Here is a 17,288-nt window from a genome sequence, read left to right as displayed (position 1 = left end):
AAATGGATTACTTCAGAATGACTACAGTAGCTGTCGCACGAGCGCCCCAGCCCGAAGGTCCGCCAGGGGTATTGCTTACGTAATACATGGGGCCCGCACCAAAAGAAACGGGCACCCCATCAAACTCTACTAATTTAGAAACGCCAACATAGAGAGGGTTTGAAGTGCGGCGTGCGTCGTAGTTATAGAGTGCTTGCATATTGGCGGTATAGGTCCAGGCATCTTTATTGGTGTATGCCACGAATGGCTGACCATATAGATTATTTTGCGTACCGAATGCTGGATTACCGCCCATGCTCCATGACTGATAACCCAATAAACCGTAAGTCCAAGGACCGCTACGATTTAAAACAACGCCTGTGACACCTGCACCCGTTTGTTGTGAGCCGAACTTACCGCTATTACCAGAAGGTGATTGCGCATAAGGACCAACACCCCAAATCCAAGAAGAATTGGTATTGGGCGCATAAAAAGATTCAATAGTGACACTAGCAACTCCATATCCTGAGTAACCATTGACATTCACCTCCCTGGCACCAGCAACGATGGGACGAACAATAAAAGTATCACCACCACTTAAGTTAAATGGCATCACGGGCTGAAACAGGAGTGTTTGCATTGATCCCGCTTGGTTAAACCCGGTCCCACGACTAAATTGATACTGGAGCGGCACAGAAATCATATTGGCAATCGGATTAGCCAATTTCTTAGCAATATCCTGCGGAGTTTCTGCCGGCTGGGTAGCAGGGTTAGAACTAGCTGCAGTACTCTGAGCAAAGACCAGGGCGGGCAAATAACTAGACAACAGTAGGAGAAAAACCCATCTTGAAACTTTGCTCATATACATAATAAGGTCCTACTTAAAATTTAAATGTAACGGCAACTTGCGGCCCGAGCATGGTCGTCTTTTGCAAAACGCCGCCATCTTTCATGTCGTAATACAAGGCACGATATGTTAAGGAAGCATCAATCAATTGATTGAATGTTTTCCCGATGCCGGCCATTGCTTGCCAAGTTAAGTTTGTAGTGCCGCCCCCACTACCAATATCTGCATAGAAAGGCAAATACCAAGTCGAGTCTGCAATGCGATAGCGACCTTTTGCTCCAACAATTGGATCAACTGTAGAACTGGTCTTGGCGATTGAGGCCTTGTAAGGAGTGCCTACCACGTTTACATTGACAGTCGCTGTAGCGTAAATTGCGCGCACACCAAGCAAGGCATCGACATACGCATCTTTATTATTAAGAACGGTATAAGTAGCAAGGCCAGTTAAGATTGTTTGTTGCAAGGTAACCTTATCGCCGAGAGTAGCAGTACCGCCCTGAACTGGAATTGCACCTGATTTTTGCAATGTGGCCGAGACTATATCTCCCATCAGACCCCATTGACCCTTGTGCGCTTCAGCCGAAATCATGCCGCCCGACTTCAGATTATTAACCACATCAGTTGATGTGAAATCAGCCGATTTAGCTAAGCCATTATCTAAACCCAGGGTACCTTTAATACCAGGCGCCCAAAGATAGGGGGTGACCTCGAAACGCCATGCCTCCGAAACTGCGGGGATGGGATTTGATTCATCGGCAGCCTGAGCAAACCCTGCTGATGTCAGCATTACAAATAAGGAAGCAATTACTAAAAAGATATTTTTCATATTAACTAGGGTTATAAATTGGTATAGAGGCTCATTTTATAGTTTTATCAACCCAAATAAGCTATCGCAATCCCCAATAATGCGAAAGCCCCCACCATTGCTGATGGGGGCCTGCCTTTAGAAAACCTAGGATCGGCACTGAATTCAATCCGCGACAGCTTTTTAGGCCTATATAGACAAAAACCGCTCCTTAGAAAAACCATCGCATCGTGATCAAAAAGTAGATACTGTTATCCATGATGAAACTGTGCCAAAGTAGGGGGTAAGATTCAAAGTAAGTTGATCTGCACACTTCCCAAAAAAGAGGTTTATCTCATGACTGGCAAATCAAGAAAAATCACACTACTCATTTCCATGAGCCTATATTCGTGTTTGCTATTTTTTTGTCAGTCAATTTATGCTGGCGAGAAAGCGGATGTCGTTTTCATTAATGGGCAAATTGAAACACTGAACCAACGACAACCCAAAGCGAACGCTGTCGCCGTAAAGAATGAGAAATTCATTGCTATAGGATCTGATCAAAAAATCAAATCCTTTATAGGTCCCGATACCAAAGTAGTTAACCTGAATCAACAATTAGTGGTGCCGGGTTTTGTTGATGCGCATACACATCCAATGGAAACTATTTGGCTTAAAGAGGTTTGGGTCGATGCTCGCTACCCAGGCACGCCATCAGTCAAACAGGCATTGGAAAATATCGCAAAGCGTGTTCAATCAACGCCGCGTGATCAATGGATTTATGTGGCAGGCGTTTCAGCTAGCGAAAATAAGTTCTCCGAAAAACGTCTGCCAAGCAAAGCTGAATTAGATCAAGTGGCGCCAAATAACCCGGTGATCATGGCTAATGGCGCACACATGGCCATTGCCAATAGCGCCGCTCTAGCAAAGATGGGAGTTAAAAAAGGGGTGACAAAACTGCCTCATGGCGCTGGCGTACTCGCCGATAAAAATGGTGAGCCCAATGGCGTCATTACCGACGGCATGGGCGATATTCCAGGTAGCCCTACGCCTCAAGAGATTGCTCGATACTATGCAACTGATATCGCCAAATTCTGGAACTCTTATGGCTTCACCTCAGTAATGGCAATTACTCCAGCGGCAGCCATACCCATCATGCAAAGTGTTTCGCTTAGCACCCCCACTCCCAATATTCGATATACAGCATCGGTTTGGGCTGCCCCAAACGGTGCGGGCATGCCTCAAGACTTAAGTGTTTTTGAGATGCCTGCTAAAGCGAATTCTGCTTACTACCGCTTTGGCGCTATTAAGGCCTGGGTTGATGGTGAAAATGATTGTCGCACCGGCTATATGTATGAGCCCTACGTTGGCGTCATGGATACAGACCCGCCAGGAGGTAGAGGCACTCTGGTGACCGATCAAGCTTTGGCCAATCAATTTTCTAAATTGGCAAATCAAAACAACAAAGTCAGTATGCTGCATTGCTCCGGAGATGCCGCTATAGATATTGGCCTCAATGCTTATGAAGCCCTATCGAAAAATCAACAAACCAATACGATTAAACGTATCGAGCACTTTGGCATGTTTCAACTTAGTCCAGAACAATTAAAAAGAGGGCAAGTACTTAAAAAATCACGCTTTCATTTTTCAACCCAACCAATTTGGCTTTTAGAACTCGTTAATGCGGACTATGAAAATATGGGTGTACAGCGTGCCAAGACTGGCTACCAATTCAAGACCTTAATAAATGCAGGTTTAGAACCCGCAGCCAGCACAGATATGACCGGAATTTATCTGGGAAACATTGATCCCTTCAAGGCGATGTACGCAACGGTGACTCGACAGTCTGATATGGGAATCTTTGAACCCCAAGAGGCTATCTCAGTTCGGGATGCCTTGCGGATGTGGACTATCTGGCCAGCTAAGGCTATTGGCGAAGATCAACAAAAAGGCAGCATTGAAGTTGGCAAATATGCTGACATGACAGTTCTCTCCCAGAATATCTTCCAGATACCCAAAGAAAATCTCAAGGATATAAAGGCTCTCAAAACAATCGTTGGCGGCAGAGAAGTCTATACATCAAACTAATCTGACTTGAGCCCAAGTGGGAGTCAATCTTAAATTTGGGGGAATGATTTCCGTCCCCGAAAAAAAACGATCAATAACTATCCTAAGGTGGGCATTGTTTAATTCAAAAAAACAAAACTAAACGTTATTTCAACCAATAGGGTAAGCTATCATTTACTAAATTAATGGCGCCAAAAGACAAGCTAAAAATGCCTACCGATATCCACAATATCACCCACCTAGCTCAAATCGCTCTAATGTCAGCCTTTCTTTTATCAGGTCGAGCTATTGTGGCTGCTTTATCGACCCATCTAATCAGCACTATCTATATTAGAGAAATCTACTTAGTTCAGAGGTCGCCAGGATTCTTATCGGCCGGCTATTTGCCGCATCCATAAGCGCGCTCAATGCATCTAAATCAGAACATAGGATTAAGGCTATCGAATCAACTGAATACAAGATTTTGTCTTTAACTTCACTACAAATTGATAATGAATACACTCAGCCTAAATCACTTTTCTATCCGAAGTTTGGAGATTGAAAAAACAACGCAATTTTTTACTCAATTACTTGGTTTAACGGTAGGCCCAAGACCTGAATTTCCCTTTCCAGGAGTATGGCTATATAACGGCCCAGAAGATGAGTGGTCAAATGCAGTGCTGCATTTAATTGCTATTGATAAAAACGATCCAAATGGATTAAAGCAATACCTTGGGGAGCGTGACCCTGAAACCCTCAAGGGCTCTGGTGCGGTCGATCACATTGCCTTTTTTGCAACTGGATTAGAAGAAAAATTACAGCAATTGAAAGCACTCAATATTCCCTATCAAGAACGAACAGTTCCAGTGATTAAATTACATCAAATTTTTCTTGTGGACCCTAATGGAATAGTAATTGAGTTGAACTATCCCGCCCATGAAAAAGCAGCATTAGATGCAAAACAACGTGAGCAGCTAAAGTAAATATGTCTAAAATTATCGTTGTCGGCGGCTCCCTTGGTGGCCTATTTGTGGCTAATATTTTGCTACAACAAGGGCATGATGTAACTTTATTGGAGAGGGCTGCGGGATTACTAGATGGGCGAGGTGCAGGCATTGTGACGCATGATGCACTAGCTGATGCACTGCGTGAGGCAGGCATCAAGGTGGATGACTCACTGGGCGTTTTAGTCAAAAAACGTGTCACGCTCGGACCTGATGGTGAACGCGTTGCTGATATAGATCTTCCCCAAACACTTACCTCATGGAGTCGCCTGTATCAGCTGCTTAAAACAAACTTCCCTGAGCAGCGCTATCTTCAGGGAAAACATGTTAATCAAATTACACAAGATGAGCATGCAGTTCATGTGAGCTGCGAGGATGGTAGCAGCTATACCGCCGACATCCTGATTGCCTCCGATGGTATTCGCTCAACAGTCCGCGCCCAACTGGCACCCAACATCAAACCTGAATACGCTGGTTATGTAGCTTGGCGCGGGGTCTGTGACGAAGACTGCCTCTCAAGATTTACTTTAAATACCCTATTTGATTATTTTGGGTTTTGTTTACCCCAGGGCGAGCAAATGCTAGGGTATCCAGTCGCTGGGGCAGGTAATGATTTAAGGCCTGGAAAGCGGCGCTATAACTTTGTTTGGTACAGAGCGGCCCCTGAATCAGACGAGCTGATTGAGCTACTGACAGATGATGACGGCATTTTGCATCCGACTGGCATCCCGCCCTTGAAGGTTTCTTGGAGAAATATCCACAATGTGCGCGAAGCTGCTCGAACCCTTTTAGCACCTCAATTCGCTGAAATTCTGGAAAAAACTGCAACCCCGTTTCTGCAGCCCATCTATGATGTTAGATCTGAGCAAACCGTCTTTGGTAGGGTTGCCCTAATGGGAGATGCCGCCTTTGTTGGACGCCCACATGTTGGGATGGGAGTAACCAAAGCTGGCGATGAAGCAATGGCAATAGCCAAACATATCCATGCCTTAGGCGCCACCCCCAGCGCATTACAAGCCTATAGCAATGAACGTCTTAAGCTGGGACAAGATGTTGTGGCAAGAGCGCAATATTTAGGCCGCTACATGCAATCTCAAGGCAACAAAACCGCTCAAGAACAAGACAGCCTCAAAAGAAGCGCCAATACCGTAATGGCTGAAACAGCGGTGGATATCAGCGCTCTACTGGCAACTGGCAAAGCAGTACCAGAAGAAATGAGTTAGTCCAATATCACCGCTTATGTAAATAATTTACGCTGGTCGATCCCAAATATATCGGCCAACCAGTCAATCATAATCTCCTGCCCTAAGGTTGGATTGTCATGCTGACAATGTTCTGCGCCAGTCTCCTCGGCAGAGGTAAGGCGCAATGTCACATTCACTCCTTTTGATTTCGCATAATCATGAACTAGCTTCACCGTCTCTACGCCCAGCACATCATGCCCGCCATGCAAAACTAGGTATGGACATTGCATATGATCCAACACACCTTCCAGCTTAAATTTCTTTGCCTTGACTACCGCTTCAGCCATATTATCAGAGCCAATTACCCATTTCATATGCCCAGCAAGAGCGTGATTTTCACCACGATCAGCAAATCTTTTTTCTATATCCCAAATAGCGCCATGAGATATACAGGCAGCTAAGCGATGTTCCATTGAACCAGCCCTAGCGGCATAGTAGCCACCCATACTTGAACCGCTGACAGCAATCCGCTTAGGATCTATATCGGTTCGCTTTTCTAGCCAATCAATACATTTACCAACAGGAACTTCATAGTCATATCTAGACACGATACCCTGGCGCCTTAATGCACCACCCTGACCAGGGCCATCTACTAAAAGAACAGAAATGCCACGCTGCACCGCTCCACGTCCAGTCATGAACCATAATTCATCTTTAAATGAATCAAGTCCACCAAAAGAAATTAATACCGGTTGACGATCCCCACCTTTAGGAGACTTAATGAAGTACGCAGGCAATGTCTTACCGTCCTCGTATGGAATTTCCACAACCTCACCAGGCAAATACTTCAACCACTTATGGGACGCATTTTCACATTTTGTAAAAGTAGGAAGCCTTCTTGGGTCATTAGCATCCAACCAAAACTCTGCTGAACGATAGTATTCGGTTGCTCTTAGCCAGCAATTCATTGCGGTTTGAATATGCCCCTGCCTCTCAGCCTCATCTCCCTTTGCATCATTTCTATCGGCAATTTTCAGCCACTCCTCATGCCAACTATTTAAGTCACCGGGAATCATCCTGCTGGCAGCCTGAAAACATTCGCTTACTGCCCCGCCGCCCTCTTGAGTCTCGCCTAGAGTCCGCCTAAACTGATAGGACATAAAAAAATGATCTGGCCAATGATGCCAGCCAAAGGGTTCATATCTTCCAGGTGTTCCAGTATTCATAGAAATTAACTTATATCAAGATATTAAATAGTAGGTAGTACCAGCTCAATTGATAAGACGCACCCAGATTACATTTAAATTTTTGAGAATCGTCTTGCGGCCCAATAGATAGTTCCATTGGGCCCATATTTTTCAGAATGGGGCGTATCTGAATCCATCGTGAAGGTGTCCCCAACCTGTAAGTGTTGCGTTCCCTCGGCGCGAGTAAGCCACATCTCACCCTGCACCACAACTGCGTGGACAGCAAATTCATGCGTATGGGTCTGACTAATGGTATTAGCGGCCCACTCGCGAATAGATACACCCTCGTATCCATCGGCCTTAGTCTTATCCGTAAACTCTTCAAGTGAATATAAAGGCATTTACACTCCGATATTTTTTACAAAGTAGCGTTTACTAAATTAGCGAGGCTCATAACCAATATCTTTAACGAGCTTGCCATATCGCTCATAGTCAGCCCTGAGCACTTTATCAAAATATTCGGGCGGCTCTGAAATCACTTCTAATCCATATGACTTGAGTTGCTCCAGCACTTCGGGAGAATTCATTGCTCGATTAATCTCGACATTCAGCTTATTTACAACGTCCTTATTCATCCCAGCGGGGCCCGAATATCCAAACCAGCCATTCGAAGTCCAGCCTGGGACTGTCTCCGATACTGTTGGAGTATTTGGCCACTCGGATACTTTTGTCTTATTTGAGATTGCTAGCAAACGAATTGCTCCTGAGCGAATATGTGGCGCCGGACCACTGACGCCATCAACAGAAGACATTACCTGACCACCAATCATATCCGTGACAATCTGCGCAGTGCCTTTATAAGGCACGTGTGTAAATGTAATGCCTGCATTTTTAGCGAGACTTTCAAATACAAGATGCGGAAATCCCCCTTCACCATTTGAAGCTACAGTCATCTTCCCAGGATTGGCTTTGGCCCACTCAATCATTTGGGGAAAAGTTTTAAAGGGCGCTTGATTACTCGCTGTGATGACCTGATAGTTTAGGGTGGACAAAGCGATAGGAGTGAAGTCAGTAATGGGATTGTAGGATACATTTTTGTTGGTATGCGGCAGTACCACCATGTTGCCTCCTTGCGATGCAACGATGGTGTATCCGTCAGGCTTAGATTTAGCAACATAATCCATGCCAACTATGCCCGATCCTCCGGGCTTATTCTCAACAACAATCGCTTGACCCAAACGCTCTTGCAGTTTCGGAGCAATCAAACGCGTCATGATGTCGGTAGTGTTACCAGGCGGAAACGGGATAATGATCTTAATCGGTCGATTAGGGAACGATCCAGTTTGAGCGCTAACAAATTGACTAAACAAGCCAATCGACAACGCCAAAACTGTAGCCATTGAATAACTCTTTAAACGATAGTTCATGAAGCCCCCTTACTTTGTCAAACTTATTTTTTCTTTGGAATAACCGGCACCAATAGTCTTGCCTGATGCTTTGGCCCCATATGTAAAGTTACCTTGCCACCAAAAATAGCTGGTGGTCGATCTTGCTCATCGTCATGCGTAAAGGGCCCACAACCTTTCATGGGATGCTTCATATTCGACAGCACAGCGGCGGCATCATCATGCTCATAATCACGACCTCGAATCGAGAGCGCAATACTGTAGCCTTTTGGCACAACAATACAGGTAGGCCAAATTTCTACATCTAACTCATAAATCTCGCCTGGAGTTAATGGCTGCTTTTCATCATGACTGTGCCACGGACGATAGGGTAGGCTTTTCTTCTTATCCAGCTTGCGGTGTGAAGCTCTTAGCCAGCCTTGTGCAATAGGAGTCTTTGGATCAAGCGCCCCATGAAATAAGACCTCTTTTCCCTGAGGATCAAACACACGCACGATTGCAAAAATATCAGCATCTACAGTTGAGGAAGAAATAAACAACTTCAGAGCCATCGGGCCCGTTAATTCAACCTCTTGAGTCTGGGGTGGAAAGGCGAATGTAACGCCATTACCCATCATGTCATATTGAACTTTTGCCTCTTGCTTTAAAGGAAACTGAGAAAATGTTTTCTGACTAGGATCAAGATATAAAGAGGTCCACTGCGTTCTCTTTAGCGGCCACTCATTTTCATAGCGAAGGGTAAATTTTTCTCCAGGGCTTCTCACCAATAGGGATACGGGTGGCGTTTTGTTCCAACCATTTTTTTTGCCTTTAAGATAAAAGTCAAAAAACCGCTTCTGCAAAGCAACGCCATAATCCGTATAGAAAGGCGCCCAATGCGATCCACCATGTACTTCCAACCACTTATTCTTGGATTTTGAGCGCACGAAGCCTTCAAAGTTACCGCGCGTATGGAGTCCTTGACCACCCCAATTTGCGGCACTTAAGACTGGTACGTCTACTTTGTCTAAGTTCGCGGTACGCTCGACATACCAATCAGAGACCATCTCGTTCTCGATAACACGCTTCCAAACATCATCCACATTCTTGCGCAACTCATCATCAGATAAGGTCTCCGGTCCACAGACAGTTTCTCCGGTAATAGCGCTTCTTTTTCCTCTATCACCCACACCATGCTGAACGGTTTTGATTTGCATCTCCAGCCAATTTTTTCTGAAGGAGCAGGCAATTCCACCATGACGGCTTGATTCTCTATAGTTGTCATTCCAGCCCTCCCATACGCAGATAGCAGCTAAATGCTTTGGCTTGCTTGCTGCGGCTCGCCATTGATTGCTTCCGTAATAGGAAATACCGTTCATGCCTACACGCCCGTTACTCCATTTTTGCTTAGCCGCCCATTCAATGCACAAATGAATGTCTCGGGTCTCGCGGGCATTGTTGTGATCCATAAAACCTGGCGATCTTCCCGCACCACGTGAGTCGATCCTAATACATACATAATCATCAGGGACCCATTTCTCCGGATCAACTACCTCCCAATTCTGATATTTGTTACTAGAGCCCCGAAGCACATCAGGATTTTCACGCTCCATAATTTCCCAGGCAGTTTTATAGCCCTCTTGAAAGGCGAGCCCCTTTCCATATGGGCCATAAGACAAAATCACAGGAAATTTACCAGCTCGAATAGGGCGGAAAATATCAGCACGCAGAACAAGACCATCGTCCATCACGATAGGCATATCCCAATCAATACGCATGCCATCCCGAATCTCTGATTTCAGAGCATCCATCTTTGTCTCCTACAAGTTAGTTTTTATTTTGAAAATCAATATATATCTTTTTCAGAGGGTTGCATAGGAAAATATGGTGCTAACCTAATAAACTTTTCAGCCTCAAAATAACCCAACATCAGGAGTCTTGCAGATGGACTTATTGCTAGAAGATTTAAGCACTCAAGAGCGGTATAAGTTTTTATCAGCCGTAGTCATACCAAGGCCCGTAGCGCTTGTCACCAGCAAAGATCACAGTGGTTTATGCAATGCCGCACCCTTTAGTTTTTTTAATGTTTTCTCTGAGGATCCTGCAATTGCAATACTAGGAATCGGGGCAAAGTCTAATGGGGGATCTAAAGATACGCTGCAAAACATAAAGGACACAAAAGAATTCGTGATCAATATGGTCGACTCCTCCATTATTGGTGCAATGCACATTGCCTCTGCTGAAATTCCATCTAATGAGAGTGAAATTGATTACGCTGGCGTTACTTTAGTAGATAGCAAGACGGTTGGTGTTCAAAGAATAGCGGAAGCGCCTGCCTGCTTAGAATGTGAGCTTTTTCAGATTATCGAGTTAACCGAAAGAAGAGCGCTAGTACTTGGAAGGATAAAAGCGATTCATATTAAAGATGAACTCATAGACCCACTCACCAAGCGCATCATTCCTGAAAAATACTCCCCAATCGCTCGCCTCTTTGGCGATCATTACGCTTGGCTAGGCGAGCGCTATACCAAAGCCATACCCAGCATGGAAGATATTCAGCGCCTAGGCTTAAAGGCTGGAGAGATAGAGGCCAATTAAGTTAAGAATGGGCCGATCTCTAAAAAGATCGGCTCGATCTATTGATAAATAGATGCAGCCACGTTTTGATGCAGCTGCAATAAATATTTGTACACCTCCTACTGTGATCCCACTAACGAGGTAGCATTTTTTTGTCAAAACCTAGGGTTTATAAGTACTCATAGATTTTTAGTTATGCATTAATCTTTTTGTGTTGAACCCAATAAATATTCTTAAAAAGATAAGGTGACTATGAACAAATTTCTGTTAAAAACACTCTCGTTAGCGCTCTTTACAGCATTTGCCACAAACACCAGCCTTGCTGCCGACCCTCCCCCTATTAAAGTGGGCATTCTTCTACCCCTAACTGGAACTTTCGCGGCAGTTGCCGAGACCCAAAGAGATGGCGCGCTATTGGCTATTGACGTTATCAATAAACGTGGCGGCTTGAATATGCCAAACGGTAAAGTCAAAGTAGAAGGTGTTGTTGCGGATGATGAGGCCAAGCAAGATGTTGGCGTCCGCCGCTACCGCTATATGGTTGATGAAGGCGTTAAAGGCTTAGGAGGTCAGACTTTTGCCCCTCTAGCCTACGCAATTAATGCTATGGTTCAAAAAAATCCTTTACCCTATTTTCCAGTTTGCGTGATGGCAAAAGAGGCCTTTGAAAAAGGAAAGCTTTCCCCGACTACTTTTGCTACAGCTTATAGCCCATGGACCGTTGGTTATATGGCTGGACAAGCTGCCATCAAAACATTAGGCAAGAAGAAAATTTTCTTCTTAGCACGCGCCGATAGTTTTGGCTGGGACATTCGCGATGGCGTGTATGCCGCAGCTAAAGAATATGGTGCAGAGATTGTGGGCTACGATGAATTATCACTAGGCACAGCCGACTACACCACCGTACTACAAAAGGTTAAAGCCGCTAAGCCTGATGTATTCATTGCCTCACAATTTGCTGCAGATGCTGTTGCGCTTCTTAAGCAAGCCAATCAAATGGGCTTGAATAAAGAAATGACTATTTTTAATGCATTTATTACCAATACTGTTGCTAAAGGCTTGCCACCCGAGGCTTTAGAGGGTGTCTATGCAATGCACTATTTCTACTACGACTTAGATAATTTCCCAGATAAGGAAGTGGCTAAGAGTGCAAAGGAATTTACCAATCTCTATCGCGCTAAGTATGGACGTCCACCAGATGCCTATGCTGCCATTGCCTACATCGCCTATTTAGAAATGTTCCGTGGTTTTGAGCTATCCAAGTCCTTCGACCCTATCAAATCATCTGCCGCAATTCAGGCGAATGGTGGTGCATTTAATACAAATGTTAAAGGTCCAGCACTTTGGAGAGAAGATCATGCGGCCGAATATAAATATGCAGCCTTCCTAGTTAAAGGTAAAGGCGCCAAAGAACAAAAAAATGAATGGGATTTATTTTCAGTGATTGGTTCTGCTGGCGGAAATCAAGTAATGCCTTCGCTAAAGTCTTTGGGTTACTAATACCTCAATACAATCCCCCGTCTTAATCGGCGGGGGATTTTTATATATAAAACCGCATGAGTAATGTGATATTGCAAACGCAAGGCGTTACGAAACGCTTTGGAAATCTCGTGGCTGTCAATAACGTTGACTTTACCGTCAATGAATTTGAGGTAGTCGGAATTCTGGGGTCAAATGGGGCTGGAAAGACTACCTTTTTCAATTTGTTAACAGGCCTCTTCTTTCCGGATGAGGGAACCATCACTTATCGTGGAGCTGACATCACAAAGATGTCCGCTCAGGATAGGGTTGCAGAGGGCTTAACCAGAACCTTCCAGCTCACCTCTACTTTTGATAACTTAAGCGTTACCGATAATCTTCTGTTGGTGTATTTTCGCAAAAATCATGCATCCTCAATCAAGGACTTATTGCTCACTACTCGTAAATCACACTATCAAAATCCTAAAATTCTAGACACCCTCAAAACCTTTGATTTAGAAAATGTTAAAGATCGTCTAGTGCAGCACCTTAGTCTTGGCGAAAAACGTCGTTTAGAAATTGCAATGGCGGTGCTAGCGGAACCAAAAGTATTACTGCTAGACGAACCTCTTGCAGGATTAGCTGAATCAGAAATCAAAGGTGTGCTTGATGTTTTACGCCAGCATATCGGCAAGCAAACCATTATCTTGGTTGAACACAAGATTTCTCACATTGAAAATTTTGTTGAGCGCCTTATCGTAATGCATGAAGGCCGCGTAATTGCTGAAGGTGGTTACGAGGAATGCCTCAATCATCCAGAAGTCAGAAAGAGTTATTGGCAGATTGAGTCCGAGGGGGATACTGGCAATGCATAAGCCGACCACTTTAGAGGTAGTAGGGTTAAATACAGCCTATGGAGAATCCAAAGTTCTCTTTGACGTTAACCTAAAGCTGCACGCAAATGAAATCGTTTCTTGCGTTGGGCGGAATGGGTCTGGCAAAACCACCCTACTTAAATCAATTTCAGGCTTTTTACATCCCACCTCCGGAGAAGTGAAAACGCCTGACCATCAGCTCATCGGCATGAGACCCTATCAGATTGCGCAACATGGTGTCAAATACGTGCCTCAAGATAAAAAGGTTTTTTCTGATCTAACTGTTCGTGAGAATTTAGAGTTAGGCAGCTATGCCAGCGGTGATTACAACTGGGATCCAGTATTCGATTACTTCCCAAAATTAAAAATACTCATTGATCGCAAAGCGGGATTCTTAAGTGGTGGCGAAAGGCAAATGCTTATGATTGGCCGCGCAATATTAGGCGCTCCAAAAGTATTACTGATTGATGAGCCTACAGAAGGTTTGGCGCCCAGCATTGTTAGCCATCTACGTCATGTCTTTAAGGACCTCAGTCAACGCGCCTCATTAATTATTGTCGAGCAAAATTTACCACTCGTATGCGCAATCTCCAACCGTGTTTATGCCATCCGAGAAGGTCAAGTCGTTGCGGAACTTAAGACTCCCGATGAAATTAACCCAAGTAACTGTGAGCAATATCTCTAGGATCAATCAATGTTAGACACATGGCGCTGGTGGCGCGGAATACTTATCGCATTCGGGCTGGTAGCATTTAGTCGCTTATTTGTTCCACTGCCATTCTTAAATGAAGTCCTTATTTTTTCTATCTACACGATAGGCTGCAACTTCTTACTCGGTAGAGTTGGCTTTATTTCATTTGGTCAACCCGCCTACTTAGCAATAGGCGCGTATGGAACAGCTTTTTATTTATTTTACTTTGGTACCAACCCGTATATTGGCATCTTGGTTGGAGTAGTAAGTGGATTTATTTTCGCAACGCTTGTAGCGCCCATGTTTGTGAGGCTACGGAGCGATTACTTCGCACTAGTCAATTTAGCCCTTGCTGTCATCATTTTTTACATGATGCAAAAGGTATTTGCCGATATCACCAAAGGTGATAATGGCTTATGGTTCCTGGCAAGGATCGCATCAACGCCAATACTAGATCTCACGAAACCAAGCGACTTTTTTATCTTTAGTCTGCTAATAGCAATCGCACTTTGGGCCTTCTACAAATATATCGATAGCACTATTTTTGGCGCTTGCTGCTTAGCTACCAAAATCAATGAGACTAAGCTGCAATTCTTAGGCTACAGCAACTTCCGCATTCGTTTAATTGCTTTTGTTATCGCCAATACCAGCACAGCGCTAGCGGGATCTCTATACGCCGTCTACCTAGGATCGGTAAGCCCAGAAATTACCAGTCCAGCACGAACCGCCGATCCAGTAGTGGTAACCATTCTAGGGGGTGTTGGCAGCCTATTTGGGCCTTTAGTTGGCACAATCGCCTACACCGGCCTAAGGGACGTCATCAGCAAACTCATTGGCAACTGGGAATTCTTTATCGGCGTTATTTTGGTATTGATTATGCTAACCAACTCAAGCGGACTCTATGGCGGCGCTGAATCCATCATTAAAAAATGGATCGCAAAATGGAAATCTCCAACTCACAATCAGGATATTAAATAATGGATGGGCAATTACTTATATCTGGGATTATCTTTGGCTTTAGCCTGGCTAGTATTTATTTTCTAATTTCCATTGGCTTATCCCTTTGTTTTGGTCTGATGCGAATCATCAGCCTTGATCAACTCCTCTACTACTCATTTGGCGCCTATATTACCTACACAGTCACCACTGTGACGGGAAGTTTTTGGCTGGGAGTTGCTTGTGGCGTTATTGTTGGCGGACTATTGGCATTTTTTGTTGAACGCGTAATCTTTCGCAGAATCTATGAACGCGAGCTAACCTTTAGCATGATTACTTCTTTTGGAGTCCTACTAGGCGGTATTGGCTTAATCAAATTTATTTGGGGAGTTGTACCAAGACCCGTAAAAACACCCTTTACTGATCAAATGATGCTGCTTGGCACAGAGGTTCCAGCGTATCGCCTCCTTGTCATTTTGATCGCAGCCTTAGTCTACTTAGGAATCTGGGTATTTTTAAACAAAACCATTATTGGCAAGGCGATTAGGGCTGGTATTGAGGACATGGACCACGTAGAAGGTCTTGGGATTAATGTCACAAGTCTATTCACAATAACGTTTGTACTAGCTGCTAGCCTTTCGGCACTGGGTGGAGCGCTTTATGCCCCTCTCATTATTGTTGAGCCAAATATGGGGTTAGAAGTGCTGGCCTTTGCCTTCATGGTGGTCATTATTGGAGGTCTTGGAAGCATTAAAGGTACGATGGTTTCATCGATTATTGTTGGCCAAGTTGTTTCTATTGGCTCGCTAATTTACGCCCCCCTAGCGATCATGGCGCCATTTGCCATGATGCTAGTCATTCTATTGATTAAACCTACTGGATTATTTGGCGGAAAACTCAGCAAGTAAGCTAAGTAAACTTACTTGCTTGCTCCAGTATCGGTCCAAGTAGGCACCCTTCCTGAGCGCGCCGCTTCTTCCGCTGAAAAATTTAACTCGACCTTGATCCCATTGATTGGCTCACGCATAAATAGCTGATACAAGTTCGAGTTATGCGCTTTGCGCTCATTAAACTCTACGCCGTTTTTATTAAGTCGCTCAACAAACTCATTAATGCCCTCGCAGTTAAAGCAGACATGGTCAATCCGTCCGCTTCCCATGGCACCTGCAGCTGAATAATCTTGATCGCCACGATCACTAGGGGTCTTCAAATAGGTATCTTGATGCTCGGAAAACTTAGCCTTCCCAATATGGACTACATCTTGATCACCAATATAGAGCCAATAAACCGGAAAGCCAAAATCAGGATGATCGCCACTACGGAAGCCTAAATTTGTACAGAACCAATCTCTCGTTCCCTCAGGGTCGTGAGTCAGTATTAGGATATGTTCCATAAACTTAAGGCCCATAGCGTGATTCCTTTCAGTAATGAAAATTAATTATTGGGGGCCGGCACTTGAGCGCGATACCAATCAGAAATCCACTCACCCGTCTTAATTAAGACGCCTTCTTTTTTCTGAATATGGTCTAGCAATTTTTCAAAATAACCAATGCGATGGGGTGCACCAGTAATATAGGGATGCACACTTAATGCCATAACTCGCGGGATCGTAGCGCTCTCAGACCAGAGGCGCTCAAACTGCTCAACACCACGCGATAACATTTCTTCTCCACGATTGCTTTGCAACAACATCATTGGAATGTCATTCAATTCAACGGTATATGGTACTGATAGCACAGGCTTAGGCTTTGCGTTAATCCAAACAGGCTGATCATCTAAAACCCAATCAGCCACATACTCAATCCCAGCTTTAGATAAGCAATCAATCGTCGCATCATTTTCGGTCAAACCAGGACTTTCCCAGCCGACGGGAGCTTTACCGCTAAAACGCTTAATCGCATCAACCGTCTGCTCGACTGCCTCCAGCTGATTGGGAATCTTATGCATTGGTCCTTGAATATAACCATGCCCCATCATCTCCCATCCTTTATTTAAGCCTGCCTCAGCAACCCTTGGATAAGATGTACAAACAATCCCATTAGTAGCCAATGTTGGAATAATATTGCGCTGATTCAGCGCATCGAAGATGCGCCAAAAACCTACGCGCATTCCATATTCGTGCCAAGCCCAATTGGGAAGATCGGGCTGCAGAGGCTGCCCCATTGGTGGAGACAGGACGGTTCTTGGCATAGGGTTTTCCATCGACCAATGCTCAATATTAACGATTAGCCAAACAACCATTCGCGCAGAGTCTGGCAAGATCAATTTTGGTCTGTCGACAATCGCAGAAAAAGGCACTCGAGCACTAAGCAGGTCATTCATATGTTTGTCCCCT

General features: G+C 44.5%; 18 protein-coding genes. 10 read left to right on the top strand and 8 right to left on the bottom strand.

Annotated features, from left to right (window positions below; all coding sequences use genetic code 11):
• Nucleotides 1-7 precede the first annotated feature (7 nt).
• Nucleotides 8-841 (bottom strand): transporter, encoded by an 834-nt coding sequence (locus AOB49_RS10415; RefSeq protein ID WP_172793431.1) that lies wholly within the window; start codon nt 839-841, stop codon nt 8-10.
• A gap of 19 nt (nt 842-860) precedes the next feature.
• Nucleotides 861-1,652 carry a hypothetical protein gene (locus tag AOB49_RS10410; protein WP_062310830.1) on the bottom strand — a complete coding sequence of 264 codons (792 nt, stop codon included), beginning with the start codon at nt 1,650-1,652 and terminating at the stop codon, nt 861-863.
• A gap of 315 nt (nt 1,653-1,967) precedes the next feature.
• Between AOB49_RS10410 and AOB49_RS10405 the strand changes: the two genes are divergently transcribed.
• The 4 genes from AOB49_RS10405 to AOB49_RS10390 all read left to right on the top strand — a co-directional run bounded on the left by AOB49_RS10405 (nt 1,968) and on the right by AOB49_RS10390 (nt 5,883).
• Nucleotides 1,968-3,698, top strand: a complete 1,731-nt coding sequence (locus tag AOB49_RS10405) for an amidohydrolase (RefSeq protein ID WP_062310829.1) — start codon at nt 1,968-1,970, stop codon at nt 3,696-3,698.
• 164 nt (nt 3,699-3,862) lie between these two features.
• Nucleotides 3,863-4,075 (top strand): hypothetical protein, encoded by a 213-nt coding sequence (locus AOB49_RS10400; RefSeq protein WP_062310827.1) that lies wholly within the window; start codon nt 3,863-3,865, stop codon nt 4,073-4,075.
• A gap of 93 nt (nt 4,076-4,168) precedes the next feature.
• Nucleotides 4,169-4,639, top strand: coding sequence for a VOC family protein (locus tag AOB49_RS10395; RefSeq protein ID WP_062310825.1), 471 nt, complete (start codon nt 4,169-4,171; stop codon nt 4,637-4,639).
• A 2-nt stretch (nt 4,640-4,641) separates the two neighbouring features.
• A complete protein-coding gene (locus AOB49_RS10390) occupies nt 4,642-5,883 on the top strand; it encodes an FAD binding domain-containing protein (protein WP_062310823.1) in 1,242 nt (413 codons plus the stop codon).
• 14 nt (nt 5,884-5,897) lie between these two features.
• On the opposite strand, the gene AOB49_RS10385 is transcribed toward AOB49_RS10390, so the two are convergent.
• The 4 genes from AOB49_RS10385 to AOB49_RS10370 form a co-directional block, all read right to left on the bottom strand.
• Nucleotides 5,898-7,070 carry an alpha/beta hydrolase family protein gene (locus tag AOB49_RS10385; RefSeq protein WP_062310821.1) on the bottom strand — a complete coding sequence of 391 codons (1,173 nt, stop codon included), beginning with the start codon at nt 7,068-7,070 and terminating at the stop codon, nt 5,898-5,900.
• Between the two features lie 74 nt (nt 7,071-7,144).
• Nucleotides 7,145-7,432 (bottom strand): cupin domain-containing protein, encoded by a 288-nt coding sequence (locus AOB49_RS10380; RefSeq protein ID WP_062310819.1) that lies wholly within the window; start codon nt 7,430-7,432, stop codon nt 7,145-7,147.
• A 39-nt stretch (nt 7,433-7,471) separates the two neighbouring features.
• Entirely contained in the window at nt 7,472-8,458 is a 987-nt protein-coding gene (locus AOB49_RS10375) for a Bug family tripartite tricarboxylate transporter substrate binding protein (protein ID WP_082784150.1), read from the bottom strand.
• A gap of 23 nt (nt 8,459-8,481) precedes the next feature.
• Entirely contained in the window at nt 8,482-10,227 is a 1,746-nt protein-coding gene (locus AOB49_RS10370; protein ID WP_062310815.1) for a CocE/NonD family hydrolase, read from the bottom strand.
• A 133-nt stretch (nt 10,228-10,360) separates the two neighbouring features.
• Here AOB49_RS10370 and AOB49_RS10365 point away from each other — a divergent pair, with 133 nt between their 5' ends.
• The 6 genes from AOB49_RS10365 (at nt 10,361) to AOB49_RS10340 (ending at nt 15,861) form a co-directional block, all read left to right on the top strand.
• Nucleotides 10,361-11,014, top strand: a complete 654-nt coding sequence (locus tag AOB49_RS10365; protein ID WP_062310813.1) for a flavin reductase family protein — start codon at nt 10,361-10,363, stop codon at nt 11,012-11,014.
• A 231-nt stretch (nt 11,015-11,245) separates the two neighbouring features.
• Nucleotides 11,246-12,493 carry an ABC transporter substrate-binding protein gene (locus AOB49_RS10360; RefSeq protein ID WP_062310811.1) on the top strand — a complete coding sequence of 416 codons (1,248 nt, stop codon included), beginning with the start codon at nt 11,246-11,248 and terminating at the stop codon, nt 12,491-12,493.
• 56 nt (nt 12,494-12,549) lie between these two features.
• Nucleotides 12,550-13,326, top strand: coding sequence for an ABC transporter ATP-binding protein (locus AOB49_RS10355; RefSeq protein ID WP_062310808.1), 777 nt, complete (start codon nt 12,550-12,552; stop codon nt 13,324-13,326).
• Nucleotides 13,319-14,011 carry an ABC transporter ATP-binding protein gene (locus tag AOB49_RS10350; protein ID WP_062310806.1) on the top strand — a complete coding sequence of 231 codons (693 nt, stop codon included), beginning with the start codon at nt 13,319-13,321 and terminating at the stop codon, nt 14,009-14,011. The genes AOB49_RS10355 and AOB49_RS10350 overlap by 8 nt, the downstream gene beginning before the upstream one ends.
• 9 nt (nt 14,012-14,020) lie before the next feature.
• Nucleotides 14,021-14,995 (top strand): branched-chain amino acid ABC transporter permease, encoded by a 975-nt coding sequence (locus tag AOB49_RS10345; RefSeq protein WP_062310805.1) that lies wholly within the window; start codon nt 14,021-14,023, stop codon nt 14,993-14,995.
• Nucleotides 14,995-15,861, top strand: a complete 867-nt coding sequence (locus tag AOB49_RS10340) for a branched-chain amino acid ABC transporter permease (protein WP_062310803.1) — start codon at nt 14,995-14,997, stop codon at nt 15,859-15,861. Before AOB49_RS10345 ends, AOB49_RS10340 begins: the two co-directional genes overlap by 1 nt.
• Before the next feature lie 11 nt (nt 15,862-15,872).
• On the opposite strand, the gene AOB49_RS10335 is transcribed toward AOB49_RS10340, so the two are convergent.
• Complete coding sequence (locus AOB49_RS10335; RefSeq protein ID WP_062310801.1) at nt 15,873-16,361, bottom strand: VOC family protein; 489 nt, start codon at nt 16,359-16,361, stop codon at nt 15,873-15,875.
• 26 nt (nt 16,362-16,387) lie between these two features.
• Nucleotides 16,388-17,275 (bottom strand): polysaccharide deacetylase family protein, encoded by an 888-nt coding sequence (locus tag AOB49_RS10330; RefSeq protein WP_062310799.1) that lies wholly within the window; start codon nt 17,273-17,275, stop codon nt 16,388-16,390.
• Between the last annotated feature and the right edge of the window lie 13 nt (nt 17,276-17,288).

Source organism: Polynucleobacter sinensis (assembly GCF_001595985.1).
Lineage (GTDB): Bacteria > Pseudomonadota > Gammaproteobacteria > Burkholderiales > Burkholderiaceae > Polynucleobacter > Polynucleobacter sinensis.
This window is presented reverse-complemented; position numbering and strand designations above follow the sequence as displayed.

Excerpts from the sequence above, each read along its gene's own strand:
- AOB49_RS10330 (WP_062310799.1), bottom strand. The coding sequence starts at position 17,275 with ATGAATGACCTGCTTAGTGCTCGAGTGCCTTTTTCTGCGATTGTCGAC.
- AOB49_RS10370 (WP_062310815.1), bottom strand. The coding sequence starts at position 10,227 with ATGGATGCTCTGAAATCAGAGATTCGGGATGGCATGCGTATTGATTGG.
- AOB49_RS10355 (WP_062310808.1), top strand. The coding sequence starts at position 12,550 with ATGAGTAATGTGATATTGCAAACGCAAGGCGTTACGAAACGCTTTGGA.
- AOB49_RS10365 (WP_062310813.1), top strand. The coding sequence starts at position 10,361 with ATGGACTTATTGCTAGAAGATTTAAGCACTCAAGAGCGGTATAAGTTT.
- AOB49_RS10395 (WP_062310825.1), top strand. The coding sequence starts at position 4,169 with ATGAATACACTCAGCCTAAATCACTTTTCTATCCGAAGTTTGGAGATT.
- AOB49_RS10335 (WP_062310801.1), bottom strand. The coding sequence starts at position 16,361 with ATGGGCCTTAAGTTTATGGAACATATCCTAATACTGACTCACGACCCT.
- AOB49_RS10375 (WP_082784150.1), bottom strand. The coding sequence starts at position 8,458 with ATGAACTATCGTTTAAAGAGTTATTCAATGGCTACAGTTTTGGCGTTG.
- AOB49_RS10360 (WP_062310811.1), top strand. The coding sequence starts at position 11,246 with ATGAACAAATTTCTGTTAAAAACACTCTCGTTAGCGCTCTTTACAGCA.
- AOB49_RS10405 (WP_062310829.1), top strand. The coding sequence starts at position 1,968 with ATGACTGGCAAATCAAGAAAAATCACACTACTCATTTCCATGAGCCTA.
- AOB49_RS10400 (WP_062310827.1), top strand. The coding sequence starts at position 3,863 with ATGGCGCCAAAAGACAAGCTAAAAATGCCTACCGATATCCACAATATC.
- AOB49_RS10410 (WP_062310830.1), bottom strand. The coding sequence starts at position 1,652 with ATGAAAAATATCTTTTTAGTAATTGCTTCCTTATTTGTAATGCTGACA.
- AOB49_RS10385 (WP_062310821.1), bottom strand. The coding sequence starts at position 7,070 with ATGAATACTGGAACACCTGGAAGATATGAACCCTTTGGCTGGCATCAT.
- AOB49_RS10380 (WP_062310819.1), bottom strand. The coding sequence starts at position 7,432 with ATGCCTTTATATTCACTTGAAGAGTTTACGGATAAGACTAAGGCCGAT.
- AOB49_RS10350 (WP_062310806.1), top strand. The coding sequence starts at position 13,319 with ATGCATAAGCCGACCACTTTAGAGGTAGTAGGGTTAAATACAGCCTAT.
- AOB49_RS10415 (WP_172793431.1), bottom strand. The coding sequence starts at position 841 with ATGAGCAAAGTTTCAAGATGGGTTTTTCTCCTACTGTTGTCTAGTTAT.
- AOB49_RS10390 (WP_062310823.1), top strand. The coding sequence starts at position 4,642 with ATGTCTAAAATTATCGTTGTCGGCGGCTCCCTTGGTGGCCTATTTGTG.
- AOB49_RS10345 (WP_062310805.1), top strand. The coding sequence starts at position 14,021 with ATGTTAGACACATGGCGCTGGTGGCGCGGAATACTTATCGCATTCGGG.
- AOB49_RS10340 (WP_062310803.1), top strand. The coding sequence starts at position 14,995 with ATGGATGGGCAATTACTTATATCTGGGATTATCTTTGGCTTTAGCCTG.